The organism is Neisseria sp. P0008.S004 (assembly GCF_051962755.1).
In the GTDB taxonomy this organism is placed as follows: Bacteria; Pseudomonadota; Gammaproteobacteria; order Burkholderiales; family Neisseriaceae; genus Neisseria; species Neisseria subflava_A.
This window is the reverse complement of sequence record NZ_JBQCUZ010000005.1, coordinates 1-23,518: the sequence shown is the minus strand read 5'-3', so window position 1 is coordinate 23,518 and position 23,518 is coordinate 1. Positions and strand designations below refer to the sequence as shown.

Sequence of the window (23,518 nt, the reverse complement as noted above, 5' to 3'; positions counted from 1 at the left end):
CCTGAATCACACCGGACACGAACAAAGGAAAATCATGATTACCCCTCAACAAGCGATTGAACGCCTCATCAGCAACAACGAACTTTTCTACGATGAAATGACCGACCTCATGCGCCAAATCATGAGCGGCCAAGTTCCGCCCGAGCAAATCGCCGCTATCCTGACCGGCCTGCGGATTAAAGTTGAAACCGTTTCCGAGATTACCGCCGCAGCCAGCGTGATGCGCGAATTTGCCACCAAAGTGCCGCTAGAAAACGCCGATGACTTGGTCGATATTGTCGGCACGGGCGGCGACGGTGCCAAAACCTTCAATATTTCCACGACTTCCATGTTTGTCGCGGCTGCGGCAGGCGCGAAAGTCGCCAAACACGGCGGACGCTCTGTTTCTTCATCCAGCGGCGCTGCCGATGTCATGGAACAAATGAGCGCCAACCTCAACCTCAACCCCGAACAGGTTGCCCAAAGCATCCAGCAAACCGGTATCGGCTTTATGTTCGCGCCCAACCATCACAGCGCCATGCGCTATGTTGCCCCTGTCCGTCGTTCGCTCGGTTTCCGTAGCATCTTCAATATCTTGGGCCCGCTGACCAATCCGGCCGGTGCGGCAAACCAACTTTTGGGCGTGTTCCACATCGACTTGTGCGGCATTCTTTCCCGCGTATTGCAACAGCTTGGCTCCAAACATGTTTTGGTCGTGTGCGGCGAAGGCGGTTTGGATGAAATCACGCTGACCGGCAAAACCCGTGTTGCCGAACTGAAAGACGGCAAAATTACCGAATACGACATCAGCCCTGCCGATTTCGGCATGGAAATCCGCCGCAATTTGGACGAAATCAAAGTTGAAAACGCACAAGAATCCCTGCAAAAAATGAACGAAGTGTTGGACGGCAAAGCCGGTGCCGCACGCGATATCGTCGTCCTCAATGCCGCTGCTGCGCTCTACGCAGGAAATGTGGTTGCTTCGCTGGCAGATGGTGTCAAAGCCGCTCAAGAAGCCATCGACTCCGGCAAAGCCAAAGCCAAAAAAGACGAATTTATCGAATTTGGCAAACAGTTTGCCTAAGCTTTAAAACCATAAACAAAGGCCGTCTGAAAAATCTTTCAGACGGCCTTTTATTCTTTAAATATTAAAATTTGCTTTTAATATCATTAATCAAGCCTTCAGCTTTTTCTTTGGCTTCATCAACCAAATGCTCAGCTTCTTCTTTGCCTTTTTGCAAAACACCGCCGACTTTTTCTTCAATGTCGCCAACCACTTCTTTTACTTTGCCAACGCCTTGTTGAACCAAGCCTTCAGCTTCAAGTTTAGCATTGCTGGATACATCTCCAGCCACTTCTTTTACTTTACCGCTGATTTTATCTAATTCGCCGCTCATGGTCATACTCCTGGATTAAATATTGATAGGATGAGTGCTACATCACCTTATATCGGGGACTTCGTTTCAACTTTAAAGGCCGTCTGAAAGACAAAACATGATAAAACGAGTTAAATCAGGTTAATCCATCTGTTTCAATATCGCTTCGGCTACTGCCTTGCCTATCATCTTACTGCCAAACTCATTGAAATGAAGCCCGTCGCACAGCATCACATCAGTCAAATCCTGCTCAAACATCAGGCTGTATAAATCATTGATGGCAAAGCCATATTGCCTTGCCAAATCCTCCGCCACACGGTTATAGGCCTTCAAATCAGCCAGATAGCGGCGCGAGGGTTTGACGATATTGTGTACGCTTTCCAAAAACGGCGTACTGCACGCCCAAATAATTTTTGCACCTGTCTGTTTCAAATAATCAAAAATTTGAATCAGGTTGCTGCGATAGGTTTTTATATCGGCCACCGGCTCATTACAGCCTTGATTATGGCGGATGTCGTGCAAACCGCAATTGATGTGGATAATGTCTCCCACAGTCGCGCCCTCTGTCCATTGCCTGATATGCTCTAACACATCATGCGACGAACGGCAGTTTTCCGATGGAGAAACAATATCCACCTCAGGCAAAGCGGCGCGCGTGTAAGGCTCCGAAGCAAGCCGAACGGAGTCGCCGATTAAGTAAACGGTCATTTTTGTTCTCCTCCCTTTATTTGAATCAACAGCAAGGCCGTCTGAAATATCACTTATATTATTATAAGAGTGCTATTTCAGACGGCCTTAACTTCAGTCAAGTTCTATCGTTAAATCATCAATTAGAGCTGACTGTTTTTATAAAAATCAATTAATTGCTTGGCCTGCAACATGGGCAGACCAAAACGGTCGCTTACGACTTTCAAATCCTTCCATTCCTGACCGGTCAGATTTTGCCCAACCCATTTGAGGTTTTCCGGATTGCTTTTGATTTTCTCAAAATACGCCTGCTTGCGTTTCCAGTTGCGCGACCACACCAGCAACATGGTAAAAATACATAAAACAATCAATACAATATTGGTAAACAACATCATGTCCATACGACATACTCCCGCTTGGATCTCGAAATCAGAAAATATGGATTAAAGGCCGCCTGAAAAAACAGTCTTCAGACGGCCTTTATATTATCACTCAATATTCACCCGTTTCAGGCGCAAGGCATTACCCAATACCGAAACCGAGCTTGCCGCCATTGCCGCGCCTGCGATGACGGGATTTAAAAAGCCAAGCGCAGCGAGCGGAATGCCCAAGATATTGTAGAAGAAGGCGAAAAACAGGTTTTGCTTGATGTTTTTCAAAGTCGCCTGCGATACCAACAGGGCATCGGCGAGTTGGTTGACCGAATGCTGCATCAGCGTGGCGGATGCGGTATGTTCGGCAACGTCCGCTCCGCCTTTCATGGCGAAGCTGACGTTGGCGGCGGCGAGCGCGGGTGCGTCGTTGATACCGTCGCCGACCATCGCCACGGTTTTGCCGGCGGCTTTGAGTTTCTGTACTTCGGCGGCTTTGTCGCGCGGACTCATATTGCCGAAGGCGTGTGCGATGCCCAGTTGTTTGGCGACGTATTCGACCGTGCCTTGGTTGTCGCCGCTCATGATGTAAACATCGATATTGTGTTTTTTCAGACGGCCTATGGCTTCGGCGGTATCGGCTTTCAATGCGTCGGCGAGTGCGAATGCGCCGATAGGTTTGTTATCGACCGAGACTGCAACAATGCTTGCAATGTCCCAAACGCCGTCTGAAAACTTCGGCAAGGTCAGTTCGGCAAATTCGGCTTTGCCTGCTTTCACCAAACCCACGCCTTCCACTTCGGCGGTAATGCCTGCGCCGACAACGGTTTGCGCGTTTTGTGCGGCGGGGATGTCCAAACCGCGCGCTTGGGCGGCGGAAACGATGGCTCGGGCGAGCGGATGAGCGGCGTTTTGTTCGACGGCGGCGGCGATGCGGTACAAAGCGTCTTCGTCAAAGTCGCTGTCGGAAACGCAATAAACGGCGGCAACCTGCGGCTTGCCTTCGGTCAGCGTGCCGGTTTTGTCCAGCACGACGGCATCGACGTGGGCGGCTTCTTCCATTGCCGCCGCGTCTTTGAACCAAATGCCGTGTTTCACTGCTTTGCCCATGCCGACCATAATCGCGGCAGGGGTTGCCAGACCGAGCGCGCACGGACAGGCAATCACCAAAACGGCAACGGCGTGCATCAGCGCAACCGTCCAATCACCTTTTACCAGCCAAGTGGCGATAAAAGTCAGAAGCGCGATGCCCACGACTGCAGGCACGAATACCGCCGCCGCCTTATCCGCCACGCGCGCAATCGGTGCCTTGCTGCCCTGCGCTTCGGACAGCGCATTCATCATGTCGCCGAGCAGGGTTTGGCTGCCGAGCTGCGTAGCGCGGTATACCACGCTGCCTTCGGTCATCAGCGCACCTGCCAACACTTTGCCGCCCACCTTTTTCTCTTCGGGGTTGGATTCGCCGGTAAGATGGCTCTCGTCCGCCCAACCGCTGCCGCTCTCGATGATGCCGTCGGCGGCAATGCGTTCGCCGTGGTTGGCGCGGATAAGGTCGCCGATTTGCACTTGGTCGATGGGCAGTTGTTTCCATTCGCCATCGCGTTGCACGTTGACTTGGATCGGCGTGAGTTTGAGCAGCAAGCCCAAGCTGTTCAGGCTGGATTTTTTGGTGCGGTGTTCCAAAAATTTGCCCAGCGACACAAAACCGATCACCATCACGCCTACTTCAAAATACACGTGTGCCATGCCGTGCGCCGCGTGCGGGCTGAAAAACAGCATATAAACGGAATACAGGTAAATCGACACCGTACCGATGGTAACCAGCACGTCCATATTCGCCAGACCGCCTTTAATACTCGCCCACGCGCTTTTGTAAAACGGGATGGCCAGCCAAAGCTGCACCACGCTTGCCAGCACAAATTGCCATACAGGCGGAATCATCCAATCGTGCCGCCCGATCATCATCCCTGCCATGCCGATAAGGAACGGAATATTGATGGCCAACAAAAGCCACAGCCTCCAGCTTACATGCGCTGCTTCTTCGGGCTGCGGCAGCGCGTCTTCCGTTTTTTCCTTCGCGCCGTAGCCGGTTTTCTCGATAATTTTGGCGATGTCGGCTGCGGAGGTTTTGCTGTCGTCAAACGTAACCTGCGCTTCCTCACTGGCAAAGTTCACCCCTGCTGATTCGACAAAATCTTTTTTGTTCAACACTTTTTCAATACGCGAAGCGCAGGCCTGACAGGTCATGCCTTCGATTTGAAAACGGACTTTTTGTTGCATGGTTTCTTCCTTCTGAATGTGGTTGGGCTACCTGAAAAAAGCGGAGCAGGGTTTTCAGGTAGCCTTTGGGGTGTTGCAGTCGATTTGTTGCGATTCGATTTACAAAGCCGCATCAAAGCCGCCGTCTTCCACCGCTTCTATCAGCGCGGCGGGGTTGGTTTGGGCGGGGTCGAATTCCACGACGGCGTTCTTGTTTTCCAGGCTCACTTCGGCCTTGTCCACGCCGTTTACGCCTTCGAGGATGCTGGTAACGCTTTTCACGCAGCCGCCGCAGGTCATGCCTTCGATGTTTAATGTGATGGTTTGCATAGGGTTTCCTTTCTGTTGGAATGAGGCTGAGGTTTTAAAGCCCGTTGCAGCCAAAGCTTTCAGGTAGCCTGAAATGATGGGTCTGCTCTTGCTTTCCCGCTAAGTGCCGCCACTATAAAGCTTCACCCGAAGTAAAGGTCAAGCATCATGATGAACATCAGCCAGGCCGCGGCCGAGAGCGGCCTTTCCGCCAAACAAATCCGCGACTACGAAAAGCACGGCCTAATCGCCCCGGCCGCGCGCAGCGAAGCGGGCTACCGCTGCTACGGACAGGCCGACCTTGTCCGGCTGCGCTTTATCCGCCATGCGCGGGAAGTGGGCTTTTCGCTGCCGCAGATCGGGCAGCTTTTGAGCCTGCAACACAACCCGCAGCGCACCAGCCGCGAAGTGAAAACACTCACCGCGCGGCACATCGCCGAGCTGGAAGCCAAAATCGAACGCTTGCAGGGCATGGTGGCCGAGCTGCAACGCTGGCACGATGCCTGCGCGGGAGACGACTGCCCGGATTGTGCGATTTTGGCCGGGCTGGAGGAGCGTTAGGCGGCTTGGGCAGAATAGAAACAGGCTACCTGAAAAGTTTCAGGTAGCCTTAGTCGGCCGCTAACGGTTTGGTACAGGCCTCGTCGTAATACGGCAGCCACTTGCTGCCGCTTTGCTTCAGATATGCGCGAAAACTTTTGTTTACCCATGTGGCGGTGTAATCCAAATAATGGCAAAAAGTAAGTTATCAAGAGACAGAGGCCGTCTGAAGCGTTTCAGACGGCCTTTTCAAAATACGCTTATCGGTTACAAAGCCACATCGTAGCCGCCATCTTCTACGGCATCAATCAGCGCATCGGTATCTGTCTTGCTTTCATCAAAAGTAATCACTGCATTTTTGTTTTCCAAGCTGACTTCTGCTTTTTCCACGCCTTCTACGCCTTCCAAAAGACGGGTTACGCTTTTCACGCAGCCGCCGCAGGTCATGCCGTCGATATTGAGGGTAACAGTTTGCATTTGTATTTCCTTTCATTCAAACAAATATAGTTGCCAAATACTTTACTCCTTACACAAACAGCTTGCAAATTCTTCATTAAGGCCGTCTGAAAAATGCAGATAGGCGTACAATAACGCCCTTTGCTTCATCAAACGGACATAATAATGACTTCAACATTTAAACAATGGGTTAGCGTATGCGCGCTGGCGGTGGGTGCATTTATTTTCAATACCACCGAATACATTCCGATTGCGCTTTTGAGCGACATCGGTCAGAGCTTTGGCAAACCGGCAACGGAAGTGGGCATGATGATTACGGTGTATGCGTGGATTGTTGCGCTCCTATCGCTGCCGCTGATGCTGATGACGAAAAACATCGAACGGCGCAAATTATTGCTGATGCTGTTTGCACTGTTTGCGCTGTTTCACGCGCTATCGTTCTTTTCTTGGAACTTCAACATCCTCTTGGTCAGCCGTATCGGGATTGCGCTGACACACGCGGTCTTTTGGTCGATTACGGCTTCTTTGGCGGTACGGCTTGCGCCCACGGGCAAAACCAATCAGGCTTTGGGCTTGCTCAGTACGGGTACGGTTTTGGCCATGGTTTTGGGTATTCCGCTGGGACGCGTGGTCGGGCAATACTTCGGCTGGCAGCTCAGCTTCCTGCTGATCGGCGTCTGTGCTGCCGGCGTAATGCTGGTGTTGGCCAAAAACCTGCCTGCTTTACCCAGCCAAAATACCGGCTCTTTAAGCAGCCTGCCGAGTTTGTTCAAACGTCGCAACCTGATGTTGCTCTATGCAATGACGGTGTTGATTATTACGGCACACTTCACGGCATACAGCTATATCGAGCCTTTTGTGTTGCAAGTAGGCGGATTTAAGGCAGAACAAGTTACCATCGTTTTGAGCCTGTATGGTTTGGCAGGCTTTGCCGCTTCTTATTTGTTTGGTAAATGGTTTGCCAAATCGCAACGCCTGTTTATGCTTGGCGCGGTGGCGGTCATCCTGCTATCCGCCCTGCTGCTTCTGCCGTTTGCCTCTTTCCCTTATGCGGTGTACGCGCTGGTGTTTATTTGGGGCGTGGCCATCGTCATCGTCAGCTTGGGCATGGTGTCGAAAGTCTTGGCATTTGCCTCGGATGCAACAGATGTGGCCAACTCGATTTATTCAGGTTTGTACAACGTCGGTATCGGCGGCGGTGCGCTTTTGGGGCATTATGTAACCGTCTGGTTCGGCCTTTCCAATATCGGCATTGCCGGAGCCTTGCTGGCGGCGGCAGGTTTGGCCGTTTGCGGCTTGTTGTTTAAGGAACAAGACAATCTGACGCAAAACGTTTAAAATCCAATCACTTTCCTAATCGAACGGACAAACAGCCTTCCTGCTGCTTGTCCGTTTTTTATTTTATTTTGAAAAATAATTTACAATTTATTTACACTACATCAAATTACAAATATACTGTCGCTGTCAGGTCGTCTGAAAACGGCCAGCACAAGCGTAAAAGAAAAACCAGCAAACTTCAGAGGAACATTCTATGGATCTGCACGCAAAGGACAAAACCCAGCATCCGGAAAACGTCGAGCTGCTCAGTGCACAAAAGCCGATTACCGACTTTAAAGGCTTGCTGACCACCATCATCTCCGCCGTTGTCTGCTTCGGCATTTATTACATCCTTCCCTACAGCCCCGACGCCAACAAAGGTATAGCGCTGTTGATTTTCGTTGCCGCGCTTTGGTTTACCGAAGCCGTACACATTACCGTTACCGCACTGATGATCCCTATCCTTGCCGTTGTACTCGGTTTCCCGGATATGGACATCAAAAAAGCGATGGCCGGTTTCTCCGACCCGACGATTTACATCTTCTTCGGCGGCTTCGCGCTTGCAACCGCCCTGCACATGCAGCGTCTCGACCGTAAAATCGCTGTCAGCCTGTTGCGCCTGTCCCGTGGCAATATGAAAGTTGCCGTGTTGATGCTGTTTGCCGTTACCGCCTTCCTGTCTATGTGGATCAGTAACACTGCAACTGCCGCGATGATGCTGCCTTTGGCAATGGGTATGATGAGCCACCTCGACCAAGAAAAAGAACGCAAAACCTACGTTTTCGTCCTGCTCGGTATCGCCTACTGCGCCAGTATCGGCGGCTTGGGCACCGTGGTCGGTTCTCCGCCGAACATGATTGCCGCCAAAGCGCTAAACTTGGACTTCGTCGGCTGGATGAAGCTCGGCCTGCCGATGATGCTGTTGATTCTGCCGCTGATGCTGTTCTCCATGTACGTCATCCTCAAACCTAATTTGAACGAGCGCGTGGAAGTTAAAGCCGAATCTATCCCTTGGACTTTGCACCGCGTTATCGCGCTGTTGATTTTCTTGGCAGCCGCCATCGCTTGGGTATTCAGCTCCAAAATCAAAGCCGCATTTGGCATTTCCAACCCCGATACCGTTATCGCCCTGATTGCCGCCGTTGCCGTCGTCGTATTCGGCGTGGCGCAATGGAAAGAAGTTGCTCGCAATACCGACTGGGGTGTATTGATGCTCTTCGGTGGCGGTATCAGCTTGAGCGCGTTGCTGCAATCTTCCGGCGCATCTGAAGCTCTGGGTCAGCAAGTTGCTTCCACGTTCTCCCACTCTCCTGCATTGCTGGTGATTTTCGTGGTTGCCACCTTCATCATCTTCCTGACTGAGTTCACCAGTAACACAGCTTCCGCCGCCCTGCTTGTGCCTATTTTCGCCAGCATCGCCGCGCAAATGGGTCTGCCCGAACAAGTCTTGGTATTCGTCATCGGTGTCGGCGCATCTTGTGCCTTCATGTTGCCGGTTGCCACACCGCCTAACGCGATTGTGTTCGGTACAGGCTTGATTAAGCAACGCGAAATGATGAATGTCGGCTTATTGCTGAATATCCTCTGCGTGGTATTGGTTGCTCTGTGGGCTTATGCTGTACTGATGTAAACCATCGACTAAGTAACAAGGCCGTCTGAAAGAATATTTTTCAGACGGCCTTGAAGTTTCTCGTTCAGACACAATTTAACGAATGATTCAAAACCGGATTCTAACGAAAGGAAACCCATGATTATCCTGCACACCAACAAAGGCGACATCAAAATCGAACTCGATTTCGACAAAGCCCCCGTTACTGCTAAAAACTTCGAGCAATACGTTAAAGACGGCTTCTACGACGGCGTAATCTTCCACCGCGTCATCAAAGGCTTCATGATTCAAGGCGGCGGCATGGATGAAAACATGAACGAAAAAGAAACCCGTGATCCGATTCAAAACGAAGCGTCCAACGGTTTGCCTAACGAAAAATACACCATCGCCATGGCGCGTACTTCCGATCCTCATTCTGCCAGCGCGCAATTCTTCATCAACACTGCCGACAACGCTTTCCTGAACTTCCGTTCTAAAGAGCTGTACGGCAAAACCGTCGTTCAAGACTGGGGCTATGCCGTATTCGGCAAAGTCGTTGACGGTTTTGATGTAGTCGATGCCATCGAAGGCGTTTCTACCAAACGCCACGGCTACCACGACGATGTACCGACCGAACCTGTCATCATCACTAAAGCCGAAGTGGTTTAATTGATTTGATTTCCCAGAAAAACAGCCTGTCCGAATTCAAAACGGACAGGCTGTTTTTCAATCATTAATGACGATACCTTCACACATCATAAGTACCGACCACACATGCCGAATCCAACACATGGCCCTGCATGGCAAAATGCAGCTCATTAAAGCGGAAACCGCGCGGCAAATCCAAAACGGTATCCAGCGCGTACACAATCAGCTCGTAACGATGGCGGTTGTTCGGTGGCGCCATACCGCCATAAAACGAAGCCTCTTCGATTTCAAATTTACCCAACGCGCTCGCCCAAGTATTCGCGCCTTGTGTGAAATCCGTTGCAGAAATGCTTTCATTTTCTTCCACGGAAGTACGTTTCAAATCCGAAATCAACCAATGCGTCCATACGAAACCCGATGCTGAAATGGCATCTTTGTCTTCCAATACCACGGCAAACGACTTTGTTCCTTCAGGAGCATCTTCGATCTCAAAAGGAATCGAATAAGTAGGCATACCGTTCGGGCTGAACTGGCTGCCGCGCTTGCCGTATTTGTCTTCAAATTCACCGTTGACAATAGCTTTACTGCTGACTTTCATCTTATATCTCCCAATAGTAGGTTGACTCATTCTAACAAACCCCAAGGCCGTCTGAAAGATACTGCCGTTTTCACTTTCCCGATGCCGCATTTTCAGACGGCCTCAAGCAATATTCACAATTCGATCAAACACATTTGACATTCCATAGTATAATCCGCCGCATGAAAACTACACAGGATACGCGTTATGGATTGGAAAGGTCGTGAACAAAGCCAAAACGTCGAAGATCGCCGCGGAAGCAGTGGCGGTGGTGGCGGCAAAACACCGGGCATACTCGGCATTATCGTGGTTTTGGTCGGCGCATATTACGGCGTGGATTTGAGCGGTTTGGTCGGCGGCTCATCTTCGATGGGCATCCCTACCCAGCAAGCTTCCCGACTCGACAGCCAACAAGAAGCCGAGTTGAAAGAACTGTCCCGTGTCGTCCTTGCTGATACCGAAAAAGCATGGAGTAAATATTTCCAGCAACACGGCCAACGCTATACCCCGGCAACCATGGTGTTGTATAAAGGCAGTACGTCCACCGCCTGCGGTACGGGCCAATCTGCCATGGGCCCGTTTTACTGTCCGGGCGACCAAAGAGTTTATTTGGATTTGAGTTTCTACGAAGACATGCGCACCAAGCTCGAATCCGCCAGCGATGCCGCGTTTGCCTACGTTATTGCTCATGAAGTCGGTCATCACGTTCAAAACCTGCTCGGCATTCTGCCTAAAGTCCACAAAATGCAACAGCAAGTCGGCAAAAAAGAGGCCAATGCCCTTTCCGTCAAACTCGAATTGCAGGCCGACTGTTTCGCTGGTATTTGGGGACACTACGCCATCAACAACAATATCTTCAAAACAGAAGACATTCAAAAAGCGATGCTTGCCGCCGAATCCGTCGGCGACGACCGCTTGCAGAAACAGGCCCAGGGCTATGTCGTGCCCGACAGCTTTACCCATGGCTCGTCCGAAGAACGCATGACTTGGCTCAAGCGCGGTTTGGAAAGCGGCGACATCAACCAGTGCAACACTTTCAACAATTGATTCGTCCAAACAACACTGTTCTTTGATGTAACGACAAAAGGCCGTCTGATTTTTTCAGACGGCCTTTTAGCCGTGTTAGAATAACGCCTATTATTTTCCCTTAAATTCAAAGGAAATCCACATGGCAAATATCGCCCGCGACATTTTCAAAGCCTACGACATCCGAGGCATCGTCGGTAAAACCCTGACTGACGAAGCTGCCTACTTAATCGGCAAAGCCATTGCCACCAAAGCCTCCGAAAAAGGCATTACACGCATCGCACTCGGCCGCGACGGCCGTTTGAGCGGCCCCGGTCTGATGGCACAAATTCAACGCGGTTTTACAGACAGCGGCATCGACGTCCTCAACGTCGGTATGGTTGCCACCCCTATGCTCTACTTCGCAGCCATCAACGAATGCGGCGGCAGCGGCGTGATGATTACCGGCAGCCACAATCCGCCTGATTACAACGGTTTCAAAATGATGCTCGGCGGCGACACGCTCGCAGGCGAAGCCATTCAAGAACTTTTAGCCATTGTTGAAAAAGACGGTTTTGTTACTGCCGACAAACAAGGCAGCGTAACCGAAAAAGACATCTCCGGCGAATACCACAACAATATCGTCGGCCACATCAAGCTCAAACGCCCGATGAAAATCGCCATCGACGCGGGCAACGGTGTCGGCGGCGCATTTGCAGGCAAACTCTACAAAGGTTTGGGCAATGAAGTTACCGAACTTTTCTGCGAAGTGGACGGCAATTTCCCTAATCACCACCCTGATCCTTCCAAACCGAAAAACCTGCAAGACCTCATCGTCGAGCTTCAAAACAGCGATGCCGAAATCGGCTTGGCATTTGACGGCGATGCCGACCGCTTGGGCGTGGTCACCAAAGACGGCAACATCATCTATCCGGACCGCCAACTGATGCTTTTCGCGCAAGACGTGTTGGGCCGCAATCCTAAAGCCAAAGTAATTTTCGACGTTAAATCCACCCGTCTGCTTGCGCCTTGGATTAAAGAACACGGCGGCGAACCTGTGATGGAAAAAACCGGCCACAGCTTCATCAAATCCACCATGAAAAAAACCGGCGCACTGGTTGCCGGCGAAATGAGCGGTCACGTTTTCTTTAAAGAACGCTGGTTCGGCTTCGACGACGGCATGTATGCCGGCGCACGCCTCTTGGAAATCCTGTCTGCCTTCGACAATCCGTCCGAAGTATTGAACAAGCTGCCGCAAAGCATTTCCACTCCGGAACTCAACATCGACCTGCCGGAAGGCAGCAACGGCCACAAAGTGATTGAAGAGTTGGCTGCCAATGCCAAGTTCGAAGGTGCGACCGAAATCATCACCATCGACGGCTTGCGCGTTGAATTTCCTGACGGCTTCGGCCTGATGCGTGCTTCCAATACCACGCCGATTTTGGTATTGCGTTTTGAAGCGGATACCCAAGAAGCGATTGAGCGTATTCAAAACCAATTCAAAGCAGTCATTGAAAGCAATCCTGCATTGAAATGGCCGCTGTAAGGGTTTAGATTAAAACAAAAGGCCGTCTGAAAATCATTTCAGACGGCCTTTATATTAAACATTGATGATTCCAAAGTTTGGAAACCAAGAATATCCCGGCTTAGTTATCCGACTTGCGCCAACTGTTGACGCATTTCATCGATAACGGCTTTGTAATCCGGTTTGCCAAAAATTGCCGAGCCGGCCACAAACGTATCCGCACCTGCCGCTGCAATTTCAGCAATATTGTCTGTTTTCACGCCGCCATCGACTTCCAATGCGATACGGCGGCTGCTTTGCCGTTCATACTCGTCCAACATCTCGCGCACTTTGCGGATTTTCACCAGCGTATTCGGGATAAAGCTTTGTCCGCCAAAGCCCGGGTTGACCGACATCAGCAAAACCATATCCAGTTTGTCCAAAACGTTTTCCAGAATATTGACCGGCGTAGCAGGATTCAATACCAAACCTGCCTGACAGCCGTATTCTTTAATCAAACCCAAGCTGCGGTCGACATGGCGGCTGGCTTCGGGATGAAAGGTAATGATATTGGCACCGGCTTTGGCAAACGCATGAATCAAATCGTCCACCGGCTCAACCATCAAATGCACATCGACCGGCACGGTTGCATACGGTTTCAAAGCCGCGCAAACCATAGGGCCGAAAGTCAGATTCGGCACATAATGATTGTCCATCACGTCAAAATGAATCAAATCCGCACCGGCGCGGATAACTTCGGCAACCTCTTCGCCCAAGCGGGCAAAATCAGCGGACAAAATACTGGGGGCAATACGGTAGTCGGTCATGTTTATTCTCCTAAAGTGTGTTCCTTTGTCATTATCGCATTTTTAACCCTATGTTGTATGCCGCCGACAACGTCTCTACCGTCATTTTTATGAATTTACATTTCATATACATTAATGAAACTTATAATCACATAGTAAGGCTTTGAAAATAAATTATTAGATTACATACATGTGCAAAAAAATCTAACATCATTAACAAAAGTTAACTGCATTGATACTGCCTTTCACACGCTTATCGGTTATATTTCCAAACCTGATGAAACATTAGGAAAACACCGTGTCTGTTGCACTTTCCCGCTATCCGACTTTTATTTTCTTAGCACTCGCCCTACTCTGTTCCAGTCTGCCTGCATATGCCGGTCCGTTTCTGGCCACTTTGGACGACTTCCACCCGAATTGCGACATTCGACAGCTCAATTTATCCGCCGACCAACACGCCGCCCTGCGCCGCCTGCGTACCGACTTCAAACAGATCAACGATAAAGCCTACCGCAAAACCGTACGCTCCGACCGCAACCGCCGTCAAACCATCATCAAAATCCTCTCCGGCGACTCATTCGACTCAAACGCCGCCCGCGATTATGTTGAAAACCGCTACCTCTCCAGCATGGACTATGCGGTGGATGAAATGGAAATCCAATACCGCTTCTATCATCTGCTCAATCCGCGCCAACGCCAGCAATGGTTGTCTTCATGCTTGCGCTGATGGATAAATAAAATACAAAAAGGCCATCTGAAACCATATTCAGACGGCCTTTACTTTTTCAGCCTTAATCCAGCACTCTTTCTTCCGGCAACCGGCCTGCCCAATCGCAGGCAAACTGCCATGCCGAGCGGCCTGAACGGCTGCCGCGCATTTGCGCCCATTGCAACGCAGCTTGGCGCGCCGTATCGTCAAAAGGCACATTGAAATCGTCCAACCAGTTCGCCACGGCGGTCAAATAATCGTTTTGATCGAAAGGATAAAAACTCAGCCATAAGCCGAAGCGGTCGGAAAGGGAGATTTTCTCCTCAACAGCCTCTTTCTGATGGATTTCGCCGCGAGTGCCCGTAGTACCGCCGTTTTCATCCATGTATTCAGGAATTAAATGACGGCGGTTGGAAGTGGCATAAACCAAAACATTGGTGCAACGTTGCGACAGTCCGCCGTCTAAAGCAGTTTTCAAGGCTTTATAGGTTTCATCGCCGGTTTCAAACGACAAATCATCGCAGAAAACGATAAATTTCTCGGGGCGCTCGGACAACAGCGTCAACAAAGCCGGTAAGCTGATCAAATCGCTTTTATCCACCTCAATCAGTCGCAGGCCGCGCTCGGCGTATTCGTGTAACAACGCTTTAACCAAGGAAGATTTGCCCGTACCGCGTGCGCCGGTCATCAAGACATTATTTGCCGGACGGCCTGCCAAAAATTGCTCGGTATTGCGTTTCAGCCTGTCGGTTTGCGAACCGACTGCCGCCAATCTGCTCAAAGGAAACGTATGCGGACGTGGCAGGCTTTCCAAAATGCCTTTTTTGCCCACGCTGTGCCAACGGTAGGCCAAAGCGCGCCAGTCGGTTTTACCGGCTTCGTCAGGCAGGATTAAATCCAGACGGTTTAAAACGGAATTCGCTTTTTTCAAAAAATTGGATAATTTCATTTCGGCTTTCTTTTTTTCAGACGGCCTTTTGCGCCAATACTCGCATCACGGTATCGACAACGGCTTGGGTTTGCGGATCGATTTCAATATTAATGAGGTCGCCTTCTTTGCGGCTGCCAAACAGGGTGCGCTCCAAAGTCTCCGGAATCAGGTGTACGCAAAATTCGCTGTCGCTGATTTCACCTATGGTCAGGCTGCAACCGTCCAAACCGACAAAGCCTTTGGTCAGGATGTAGGGCTTGAGGTTTTCCGGCAGCTCAAACCAAACTGTACGGTTGAACTCGCTTGATTCAATTCGGGAAATTCGGGTAACCGCCATCACATGGCCGCTCATTACATGGCCGCCGATTTCATCGCCAAACCGCGCCGCGCGTTCCAAATTGACACTGTCGCCGACTTTCAAGCTGCCGAGATTGGTTTTACGTAAGGTCTCGTCCATCAAATCAAAGCTGACTTTGTTGCCGTCGATTCGGGTAATGGTCAGGCAGCAACCATTGTTGGCGACAGAGGCGCCGGTTTGCAGATTGTCGGCGATTTCGGGGGGCAGCTCAACTGTGTGGGTACGAAAGTCGGGCGAAGGTTGGGCGATGTCTGTAATTTTGCCCATACCTTGTACGATGCCTGTAAACATGATGTCTTCTTTCCGATGGTACGATAAGGCGGATATTGTAGCATTTTCCAGGCACAAAGGCCGTCTGAAAGCGGTGATGGCGATGGTTTGGGGTATAATCGAATTTTTATTTCCGCAGCCCGATCATGCTCAGCTACCGCCACGCCTTCCATGCCGGCAACCATGCCGATATGCTCAAGCACTTTACCCTCTTCCTCGTCCTCGAATATTTCAACCGCAAAGACAAGCCCTATTGGTATATCGATACGCACAGCGGTGCCGGTTTGTATGATTTGAGCGGCGATGAAGCGCAAAAAGTCGGCGAATACAAACAAGGCTTTGTGCTCTTGGAACAAGCTGACAAGCTGCCTGCCGAATTGGCCGAATTTGTGGGCCGTCTGAAACAAATACTGCCGCAAGACAACCTTTACTGCGGCTCGCCTTGGCTAGCACAGGCGCTCACGCGCGACAGCGACAAAATGCGCCTCTTTGAGCTGCACCCTGCCGATTTTGTCCATTTACAAAACAATATGCGCGAAGTTCGCCCTGCGCGTAAAGTGCAGGTCAGCCAAGCGGACGGTTATCAAGGTTTGATTTCACTTCTGCCTCCTCCGCCGCGCCGCGCCGCCGTCTTGATTGATCCGCCCTACGAAGAAAAACAAGACTACCGCCGTGTCGTCCAAGTCTTGAAAGATGCTTTAAAACGCTTTGAAACCGGCTGCTACATGGTTTGGTATCCCTGCTTGAGCCGCGAAGAAAGCCGCAAACTTCCGGACGAACTCAAAAAAATCGCTCCCGACAATTATCTGCACGCCGAGCTTCATGTCCATACGCCGCGCAGCGACGGCTTCGGTATGCACGGCAGCGGCATGTTCGTCATCAACCCGCCCTATATGCTTGCCGAACAGTTGCAAAACAATCTGCCCGAACTTGCCAAAATTTTGGCGCAAGATGTCGGCGCGCATTATGTATTGGAAAGCAAAACGAAATAAACACTGCCGTCTGAACGTATACCCAAACGCTTTGATTTTGCCGCCATACCTGTTCAGACGGCCTTAACCCTTTATACTTAAGCCTTTTTCCACTACAATTCACAACATAACAATTAACGGCCGTCCACTCATGAATATACGCACACCCCTAGCCTGCACACTCCTGCTCTGCGCGTGCAGCGAATCAGCAAAAAACGAATTTAAAGAAGAATTTACCCAAAGTTTCCGCACCGAATTTGTCCGCTCGGCAACCGAAGCCTGCGTAGAAAAAGCCTCCGGAAAAAGCCCGTTTGATTCCGCGACCACTGAAAAAATCTGCCGCTGCATCGGCGAAAAAACAGTCGACCAAATCAATCCTGAAGAAGCGGCCTCGCTTTTGGGCGGCAGCGACTCCATGAGCGACGAGCTGAAAAAACGCATCAAAGACACCAGCATCGCCTGCACTAAAGAAGTTTTAGGCATGGCCGACAGCAAAACCAAATGAATACGCCGTTTTCAGACGGCCTGAAATTGAAAAATACCCGATTCAAACTTAGGAAAAGAGTGAAACCATGAAGACACTGAACCAATTCTTAGCCCAACACCTGCCCGAACACAAACTGCCGCAAGAGCTGGCCAGCGTACTGGAATCCGTAGCCGCCGCCTGTTTGGACATCAACGCCAAAGTCCGCCTCGGCGCGCTTTCCGGCGTTTTGGGCATGGCAGGTACCGGCAATATCCAAGGCGAAGACCAAAAGAAACTTGACGTCATCGCCAACAACATCATGATTGATGTTTTAAAAGCCAATACCAACATCGCCGGTCTTGCCAGCGAAGAAGAAGACACCTATGTCGCCACGCACGAAAACGGCGGCTATTTGGTATTGTTTGACCCGTTGGACGGCTCTTCCAATATCGACGTCAACATCTCCGTCGGCACCATTTTCTCCATTTTGGCGAAACCAGAAGGCGCATTGACTACCGAATCCTTCCTGCAAAAAGGCCGCGACCAAGTGGCCGCAGGTTATGTTTTATACGGTCCGCAAACCCAACTGGTACTGACTGTCGGTCATGGCGTGTTCGTCTTCACTCTGGATGATGCCAACCAATTCCTGCTGACCAAAGAAAATCCGCGCGTTCCGGAATCCACTAAAGAATTCGCCATCAATATGTCCAACCAAAGACATTGGTTCGCTCCTGTTCAACAATACATTGACGAATTGCTGGCAGGCGAAACCGGCGTACGCGGCAAAAACTACAATATGCGCTGGGTAGCCAGCATGGTTGCCGAAATCCACCGCATCCTGATGCGCGGCGGCGTATTCATGTATCCGCAAGACAAACGCGACCCATCCAAACCGGGCAAACTGCGCCTGATGTACGAAGCCAACCCGATGAGCCTGCTTATGGAACAGGCCGGCGGCGCATCAAACGACGCCATCGAAGCCATGCTCGACATCCAACCTACCGGTCTGCACCAACGTGTTGCCGTATTCATGGGCAGCCGCGAGGAAGTGGAATACGTTTATAATCTGCATCAAAAATAATCAAATGTATTGATTTCAAACCAAAAAATGCCGTCTGAAATATGATTTTCAGACGGCCTTTTGTTAAAAAATAAAAGAAACGAAAGATTAAAAGGACAGACTCAAATCTGTCCTTTACTGTTTTCCAGTATATATCTTGGATTACGCCGAACGAGTCAGCTCTTCCGCCACTTTTTGCACCATATCCGGCGTCAGCTTGTTCAAACAATCCGTATGCCCTAACGGACATTCGCGTTTAAAACATGGCGAGCAATCCAAATTCAAGCTGACGATTTTTGCCTTTTGGCTTAGAGGCGGCGTATGGTCAGGGCTGGATGAGCCGTAAACCGCAACCAATTTCCGATCAAGCGCGGCCGCTAGGTGCATCAGACCGCTGTCATTGCACACGACCGTATCGGCGCAAGACAACAAATCAATGGCTTCAGAAAGATTGGTTTTACCGCAAAGATTGGTACACAGGCCGTCTGAAAGTCGGTTGATTTCATCTGCAATATCAAAATCTTTTTGCGAACCGAACAGCCAAACCTGCCAGCCCTCGGCCAAATATCGGCGGCCGAGTTCGGCAAAATGACGCGCAGGCCAACGCTTGGCCGGGCCATATTCCGCACCGGGACAAAATGCCAAAATCGGTTTATCCGTCGCCAAACCATGTTTTGACAAAGCGGCTTGACGGCTTTCAGGATCAATCGTGAAACACGGATTATCGGAATGCCCGTTAAAATCCGCTGGGGTCGGATGCGCCAGCGCAGTATAGCGGTCAACCATCAGAGGCAACGCGGCCTTATCCAACTTGCGGATATCGTTCAGTAAAAAATAGCGCGACTCGCCGACGTAGCCCGTACGCTGTTTAATGCCTGTAGCCAAGGCAATAATGGCGGATTTGAGTGAACCGGGCAAAACAATCACTTGATCATAGCCTTCTTTTCCCAATTCACGTCCGATACGCCAGCGTTTTTTCAATTCCAACGCGCCATGTCCAAACGGATTTTCCATCACACGGTTGATCTCAGGCATACGCTCAAATACGGCCATCGACCATTTGGGCGCAAAGGCATCAATGGTACAGCCGGGATGCAGCTCATGCAAACGGTGATAAAGCGGTTGGGTCATGACGCAGTCACCAATCCAGCTTGGGGTAATAATCAGGATTTTTTTGGACATAATGGAATGTGTTTTTAATTTTGGCTTATTGTAATACGATTTTTAAAAGGCCGTCTTAAACTTGGTTTAATCGCTCAGTTCAAAACGTACTAGTTGATACATGTCATTTCAACAGATGCACTCTGGTTTGAGTGCGTGAAGCGTTTGTCTCCCCAATTATTCTGCAAATACCACGCCCCAAATACTAAGCATAACAGCGGCAAGCAATATTTGCTTCATTTTTAAAACCTTATAAAAACAGAAAGGCCGTCTGAAATATTTTCAGACGACCTTTTTATACTCGTTTAACGATGGTAGTTAGGCGCTTCTTTAGTGATTTGTACGTCGTGAACGTGGGATTCGCTCATACCGGCAGAAGTGATTTCCACAAATTCTGCTTTCTCGTGCATTTCAGCAATATTGGCGCAACCCAAGTAACCCATGCTGGAGCGCAGGCCGCCGGTCAGCTGGTGGATGATGTTCACGATCGGACCTTTGTAAGGAACGCGGCCTTCGATGCCTTCAGGAACATATTTGTCTGTACTGTCGGTTTTGTCTTGGAAGTAGCGGTCGGCAGAGCCTTGGCTCATCGCACCCAACGAACCCATGCCGCGGTAAGACTTGTAAGAGCGGCCTTGGTAGAGTTCGATTTCGCCCGGTGCTTCTTCCGTACCGGCAAACATACCGCCGAGCATGACGCTATATGCACCTGCTGCCAGAGCTTTGGCAATATCGCCGGAGAAGCGGATACCGCCGTCGGCAATCAGGGGAACGCCTGTACCTTTCAGGGCTTCGGAAACATTGTGAATCGCAGTCAGTTGAGGCACGCCTACGCCTGCTACGATACGGGTCGTACAAATCGAGCCAGGGCCGATACCGACTTTAACGGCATCCGCACCGGCAGCCACCAAATCCAAAGCGGCTTTAGCAGTAGCGATGTTACCGCCGATGACTTGGATGTGCGGATAGGTTTCTTTTACCCAGCGCACGCGATCGATAACGCCTTGGCTATGACCGTGGGCAGTATCGACCACAATCACGTCCACACCTGCTTCCACCAATGCTTTGACGCGCTCTTCGGTATCGCCGCCGGTACCCACCGCGGCACCGACACGCAGGCGGCCTTCGGCATCTTTGTTGGCATTAGGGAATTCGGTTGTTTTCAGAATATCTTTAACTGTAATCAGACCTTTGAGTTCGTCTTGGTCGTTCAACACCAAAACGCGCTCAACTTTGTGCGCATGCATGATTTCGCGGGCTTCATCGATGCTGGTACCTTCAGGAACGGTAACCAAACGGTCGCGAGGGGTCATGATGGCAGAAACAGGCAGATCGACACGGTTTTCAAAACGCAGGTCGCGGTTGGTCACGATACCGACCACTTTGCCGTTTTCCACAACAGGCAGACCGGACATTTTGCGTTTGCGTTGTGCGCGCATTTCCAAGACTTCGCGGATCAATGCGGTCGGCGCAACGGTAACGGGATCTTTCACCACGCCGCTCTCATGGCGCTTCACTTTGGAAACGGCACGCGCTTGCAACTCCGGCGTCATGTTTTTATGGATAATACCAATGCCGCCTTCTTGAGCCATAGAGATGGCCAGACGCGCTTCGGTAACGGTATCCATTGCAGCAGAAAGTAGAGGGAGGTTGAGCGTGATATCGCGGGTGAGTTTGGTTTGAAGTTTGACATCTCGAGGCAGCACGTTTGAGTGCGCTGGAACCAACAAAACGTCGTCGAAAGTATAGGCTTTTTCTACAATACGCATGATGCTCGGTCTTTCAGTTTGTGCAAGATGCACGGCATTATATCACACCGGCTTGATGCTAACATTGGCAATACATGTTTTAACGTTATTTTTTTACATGATTTGATCCGCAGTACAAAAATATGCCAACGCATTGCAGTTTCAAGTAAAATAGGTCGAATGAGAACATCATTTACATAAGGGAAATCCATGAAATCTTCCGCACTCAAAACCTGTCTGACAGCAGCCCTTCTCTCTTCCGCCGCCCTGACCGGCGCGGCCGAGGTTTACACTTGGAAAGGCACGTCGGGCAACAGCTATTCCGATACGCCAAACCGCCTGCAACCGAAGCGTTCCGGGGTAGTCAACATCCGCACGCACAACGTCAAACCTGCCGTTGCACCTGCTGTTGCAGCATCTGAGCCGGTTGCCGAGCAGCCCAACGAACAGGTTGCGGAACAAAACAAACAAATCGAAGAGCGCAATAAAAAAATCGAAGAGCAAAACCGCCAAAACAAGCTGGAAAACTGCAAAATCGCCAAAATCAACCGCCAAGTCGCCGAAAGCGCACGCTTGGCCAATCGCGACAGCCTGATTAAGCAATACCAAAACGACGTCAATAAATACTGCAATTAAGCTCTCAAATAACAATATCAAAAAGGCCGTCTGAAATTTAATTTCAGACGGCCTTTATTTTTCAGCCTATCAATAATATATCTGAACCAACAACAAGCCGATGGCTAAGCTGAATGCCATGCTCAACAGGCCTGGAATCATGAAACTGTGGTTGAAGATAAATTTGCCGATTTTGGTCGAGCCGGTTGTATCGAAGTCGATAGCGGCAATAATCGGACCGTAGTTCGGAATGAAGAAATAGCCGTTTACCGCAACAAATGTACCGATGATGATGGGCGCAGGAATCCCCAGTTTGATGGCGATTGGAAACAGCGTCGCCACTGTCGCGCCTTGGCTGTTGACCAATACCGACAAGACAAACAGGGCAAAGGCAAAGGTCCATGGTGCAGATTCAACCAAATGGCTGACGGTCGATTCCACTTCTGTTAAGTGGCCGTTCATCAAGGTATCGCCCAACCAAGCCACGCCAAATACCGCAATCACGGCACGCATACCGGCATGGAATACCGAACCTCGGGTAATCGCATCGCCATTGGGTTTACACGCCAAGATAATCAGTGCAGAAGCAGACAACATCACGATTTCAATCGTATGCGCCATGCCCATAGGCTTGATCGCGCCATCGTGTTCAAAAGCCGGACGCAACTCAGGCAGCGCACCCATCACGACCACCAGCAATGCCGCAGTCAAGAAAATACCGACCGACAATTTGGCTTTCGGCGAAATGGCAACATCAGTTTGTTGTTCCTCCACATCGATGTATTCTTTCACATAGTTCGGGTCTTTCAGCAAAGCCTGATAATGCGGATCGTCTTTCAATTCTTTGCCCAGTTTGTTTACAAACACGCAAGCCAAACCGATACCCAAAATCGTGGACGGAATGGTTACTTTCAACACGTCCGCCATCGTGATGTGCTGCGGCTCAAGCATGGTGACGCAGGCAACAACCGCGGCGGCAATCGGGCTGGCGACAATCGCAAATTGGGAAGCGATAACCGCCATCGTCAGCGGACGGGAAGGACGGATGCCATTGCGACGGCTGACTTCGGCAATCACGGGCAAGACCGAGTAAGCCACATGGCCCGTACCTGCCAAGACGGTAAAGGTGTAAGTTACCGCCGGCGCAATAAAGGTGATGTATTTCGGATTGCGGTGCAACACGCGCGTGGCAATCTTAATCATATAGTCCAAACCGCCGCTGGCCTGCATTGCCGCCGCGGCAGACACTACCGCCATAATCATCAGCATCACATCAATCGGCGGGCTGGTCGGCTGCAGATGGAAACCAAAAGACAATACGGCCAAGCCGATACCGCCGAGCACGCCCAAACCAATACCGCCAACCTGCGCGCCAATCAGGATACACAGCAGTACAACGGCAAACTGGATAAAAAACATAGTTGACATAACAACTCCCAAAATCCGGCCTTCGCCGAAATAAAATTACAAACGGTTGGATTATAGAGTAAACCCTCTTCCCTAACCATACTTTACCTAATTATACATACTGATCTATATCAAATAAATAATATTCTCATTTAACCAATAGACTGAGACCTTTGCAAAATTCCCCAAAATCCCCTAAATTCCCACCAAGACATTTAGGGGATTTCTCATGAGCACCTTCTTCCAGCAAACCGCACAAGCCATGATTGCCAAACACATCGACCGTTTCCCACTATTGAAGTTGGATCAGCTGATTGATTGGAAACCGATCGAACAATACCTGAATCGTCAAAGAACCCGTTACCTTCGAGACCACCGCGGCCGTCCCGCCTATCCCCTG

Annotated in this window: 25 protein-coding genes and 1 pseudogene; 13 read left to right on the top strand and 13 right to left on the bottom strand. The window is 50.4% G+C overall.

Translation table 11 applies throughout. The features are described 5' to 3' along the window. Window positions 1-34: 34 nt before the first annotated feature. Window positions 35-1,063, top strand: coding sequence for an anthranilate phosphoribosyltransferase (trpD, locus tag ACTHSW_RS06470; RefSeq protein WP_249551671.1), 1,029 nt, complete (start codon window positions 35-37; stop codon window positions 1,061-1,063). A 64-nt stretch (window positions 1,064-1,127) separates the two neighbouring features. On the opposite strand, the gene ACTHSW_RS06465 is transcribed toward trpD, so the two are convergent. The 5 genes from ACTHSW_RS06465 to ACTHSW_RS06445 all read right to left on the bottom strand — a co-directional run bounded on the left by ACTHSW_RS06465 (window position 1,128) and on the right by ACTHSW_RS06445 (window position 5,002). Next, on the bottom strand, window positions 1,128-1,376 hold the full coding sequence (locus ACTHSW_RS06465) for a CsbD family protein (RefSeq protein WP_039862155.1): 249 nt from the start codon (window positions 1,374-1,376) through the stop codon (window positions 1,128-1,130). Between the two features lie 120 nt (window positions 1,377-1,496). Next, window positions 1,497-2,063 carry an SGNH/GDSL hydrolase family protein gene (locus ACTHSW_RS06460; protein ID WP_004519820.1) on the bottom strand — a complete coding sequence of 189 codons (567 nt, stop codon included), beginning with the start codon at window positions 2,061-2,063 and terminating at the stop codon, window positions 1,497-1,499. A gap of 122 nt (window positions 2,064-2,185) precedes the next feature. After that, window positions 2,186-2,443, bottom strand: a complete 258-nt coding sequence (locus ACTHSW_RS06455; protein WP_049329664.1) for a hypothetical protein — start codon at window positions 2,441-2,443, stop codon at window positions 2,186-2,188. 87 nt (window positions 2,444-2,530) lie between these two features. After that, window positions 2,531-4,693, bottom strand: coding sequence for a heavy metal translocating P-type ATPase (locus tag ACTHSW_RS06450; protein WP_440373796.1), 2,163 nt, complete (start codon window positions 4,691-4,693; stop codon window positions 2,531-2,533). A gap of 99 nt (window positions 4,694-4,792) precedes the next feature. Further along, complete coding sequence (locus ACTHSW_RS06445) at window positions 4,793-5,002, bottom strand: heavy-metal-associated domain-containing protein (protein ID WP_003674677.1); 210 nt, start codon at window positions 5,000-5,002, stop codon at window positions 4,793-4,795. A 147-nt stretch (window positions 5,003-5,149) separates the two neighbouring features. Between ACTHSW_RS06445 and cueR the strand changes: the two genes are divergently transcribed. Further along, on the top strand, window positions 5,150-5,542 hold the full coding sequence (cueR, locus tag ACTHSW_RS06440) for a Cu(I)-responsive transcriptional regulator (RefSeq protein ID WP_070460888.1): 393 nt from the start codon (window positions 5,150-5,152) through the stop codon (window positions 5,540-5,542). A gap of 246 nt (window positions 5,543-5,788) precedes the next feature. On the opposite strand, the gene ACTHSW_RS06435 is transcribed toward cueR, so the two are convergent. Then, on the bottom strand, window positions 5,789-5,998 hold the full coding sequence (locus ACTHSW_RS06435) for a heavy-metal-associated domain-containing protein (protein ID WP_004519826.1): 210 nt from the start codon (window positions 5,996-5,998) through the stop codon (window positions 5,789-5,791). Window positions 5,999-6,142: 144 nt separating this feature from the next. On the opposite strand from ACTHSW_RS06435, the gene ACTHSW_RS06430 reads away from it, so the two are divergent. The 3 genes from ACTHSW_RS06430 to ACTHSW_RS06420 all read left to right on the top strand — a co-directional run bounded on the left by ACTHSW_RS06430 (window position 6,143) and on the right by ACTHSW_RS06420 (window position 9,551). After that, window positions 6,143-7,315, top strand: coding sequence for a sugar transporter (locus ACTHSW_RS06430; protein WP_070460890.1), 1,173 nt, complete (start codon window positions 6,143-6,145; stop codon window positions 7,313-7,315). 193 nt (window positions 7,316-7,508) lie between these two features. After that, window positions 7,509-8,924, top strand: coding sequence for an SLC13 family permease (locus ACTHSW_RS06425; protein ID WP_049333338.1), 1,416 nt, complete (start codon window positions 7,509-7,511; stop codon window positions 8,922-8,924). Between the two features lie 117 nt (window positions 8,925-9,041). Continuing rightward, a complete protein-coding gene (locus ACTHSW_RS06420; RefSeq protein ID WP_003747093.1) occupies window positions 9,042-9,551 on the top strand; it encodes a peptidylprolyl isomerase in 510 nt (169 codons plus the stop codon). A 79-nt stretch (window positions 9,552-9,630) separates the two neighbouring features. On the opposite strand, the gene ACTHSW_RS06415 is transcribed toward ACTHSW_RS06420, so the two are convergent. Beyond that, window positions 9,631-10,128: a YbhB/YbcL family Raf kinase inhibitor-like protein gene (locus tag ACTHSW_RS06415; RefSeq protein WP_070460894.1), complete on the bottom strand. Its 498-nt coding sequence runs from the start codon at window positions 10,126-10,128 to the stop codon at window positions 9,631-9,633. Window positions 10,129-10,314: 186 nt separating this feature from the next. Between ACTHSW_RS06415 and ypfJ the strand changes: the two genes are divergently transcribed. Together ypfJ and ACTHSW_RS06405 are read left to right on the top strand one after the other, a co-directional pair. Further along, entirely contained in the window at window positions 10,315-11,154 is an 840-nt protein-coding gene (ypfJ, locus tag ACTHSW_RS06410; RefSeq protein WP_070460895.1) for a KPN_02809 family neutral zinc metallopeptidase, read from the top strand. 121 nt (window positions 11,155-11,275) lie between these two features. Continuing rightward, the gene (locus tag ACTHSW_RS06405; RefSeq protein WP_107811016.1) at window positions 11,276-12,658 is read left to right on the top strand and encodes a phosphomannomutase/phosphoglucomutase; all 1,383 of its coding nucleotides are present in this window, start codon (window positions 11,276-11,278) and stop codon (window positions 12,656-12,658) included. 104 nt (window positions 12,659-12,762) lie between these two features. Here ACTHSW_RS06405 and rpe read toward each other — a convergent pair whose 3' ends face one another. Further along, a complete protein-coding gene (gene rpe / locus ACTHSW_RS06400) occupies window positions 12,763-13,443 on the bottom strand; it encodes a ribulose-phosphate 3-epimerase (RefSeq protein ID WP_070460899.1) in 681 nt (226 codons plus the stop codon). Window positions 13,444-13,720: 277 nt separating this feature from the next. Here rpe and ACTHSW_RS06395 point away from each other — a divergent pair, with 277 nt between their 5' ends. Further along, entirely contained in the window at window positions 13,721-14,149 is a 429-nt protein-coding gene (locus ACTHSW_RS06395) for a Spy/CpxP family protein refolding chaperone (protein ID WP_070460901.1), read from the top strand. Between the two features lie 64 nt (window positions 14,150-14,213). Here the strand turns inward: ACTHSW_RS06395 and ACTHSW_RS06390 are convergent, their stop codons facing one another. Further along, window positions 14,214-15,080 carry an ATP-binding protein gene (locus tag ACTHSW_RS06390; RefSeq protein WP_036472369.1) on the bottom strand — a complete coding sequence of 289 codons (867 nt, stop codon included), beginning with the start codon at window positions 15,078-15,080 and terminating at the stop codon, window positions 14,214-14,216. Window positions 15,081-15,096: 16 nt separating this feature from the next. Continuing rightward, window positions 15,097-15,711: a riboflavin synthase subunit alpha gene (locus ACTHSW_RS06385; RefSeq protein WP_049344692.1), complete on the bottom strand. Its 615-nt coding sequence runs from the start codon at window positions 15,709-15,711 to the stop codon at window positions 15,097-15,099. Window positions 15,712-15,836: 125 nt separating this feature from the next. Here ACTHSW_RS06385 and ACTHSW_RS06380 point away from each other — a divergent pair, with 125 nt between their 5' ends. From ACTHSW_RS06380 to ACTHSW_RS06370, 3 genes are all read left to right on the top strand, one after another. Beyond that, on the top strand, window positions 15,837-16,682 hold the full coding sequence (locus ACTHSW_RS06380) for a 23S rRNA (adenine(2030)-N(6))-methyltransferase RlmJ (protein WP_049344693.1): 846 nt from the start codon (window positions 15,837-15,839) through the stop codon (window positions 16,680-16,682). A gap of 130 nt (window positions 16,683-16,812) precedes the next feature. Further along, window positions 16,813-17,166 (top strand): hypothetical protein, encoded by a 354-nt coding sequence (locus tag ACTHSW_RS06375; RefSeq protein ID WP_440373795.1) that lies wholly within the window; start codon window positions 16,813-16,815, stop codon window positions 17,164-17,166. Window positions 17,167-17,233: 67 nt separating this feature from the next. Continuing rightward, complete coding sequence (locus ACTHSW_RS06370; RefSeq protein WP_070460909.1) at window positions 17,234-18,208, top strand: class 1 fructose-bisphosphatase; 975 nt, start codon at window positions 17,234-17,236, stop codon at window positions 18,206-18,208. Between the two features lie 141 nt (window positions 18,209-18,349). Here the strand turns inward: ACTHSW_RS06370 and waaF are convergent, their stop codons facing one another. Further along, entirely contained in the window at window positions 18,350-19,369 is a 1,020-nt protein-coding gene (gene waaF / locus ACTHSW_RS06365; RefSeq protein WP_070460911.1) for a lipopolysaccharide heptosyltransferase II, read from the bottom strand. A gap of 284 nt (window positions 19,370-19,653) precedes the next feature. Beyond that, window positions 19,654-21,117 (bottom strand): IMP dehydrogenase, encoded by a 1,464-nt coding sequence (gene guaB / locus ACTHSW_RS06360; RefSeq protein ID WP_003678893.1) that lies wholly within the window; start codon window positions 21,115-21,117, stop codon window positions 19,654-19,656. Window positions 21,118-21,306: 189 nt separating this feature from the next. Between guaB and ACTHSW_RS06355 the strand changes: the two genes are divergently transcribed. Beyond that, the gene (locus ACTHSW_RS06355; RefSeq protein ID WP_070460916.1) at window positions 21,307-21,732 is read left to right on the top strand and encodes a DUF4124 domain-containing protein; all 426 of its coding nucleotides are present in this window, start codon (window positions 21,307-21,309) and stop codon (window positions 21,730-21,732) included. A 69-nt stretch (window positions 21,733-21,801) separates the two neighbouring features. On the opposite strand, the gene ACTHSW_RS06350 is transcribed toward ACTHSW_RS06355, so the two are convergent. Further along, a complete protein-coding gene (locus tag ACTHSW_RS06350; RefSeq protein ID WP_070460920.1) occupies window positions 21,802-23,130 on the bottom strand; it encodes an anaerobic C4-dicarboxylate transporter family protein in 1,329 nt (442 codons plus the stop codon). A gap of 217 nt (window positions 23,131-23,347) precedes the next feature. On the opposite strand from ACTHSW_RS06350, the pseudogene ACTHSW_RS06345 reads away from it, so the two are divergent. Next, window positions 23,348-23,518, top strand: a pseudogene (locus ACTHSW_RS06345) (IS5/IS1182 family transposase); the annotation flags it as partial.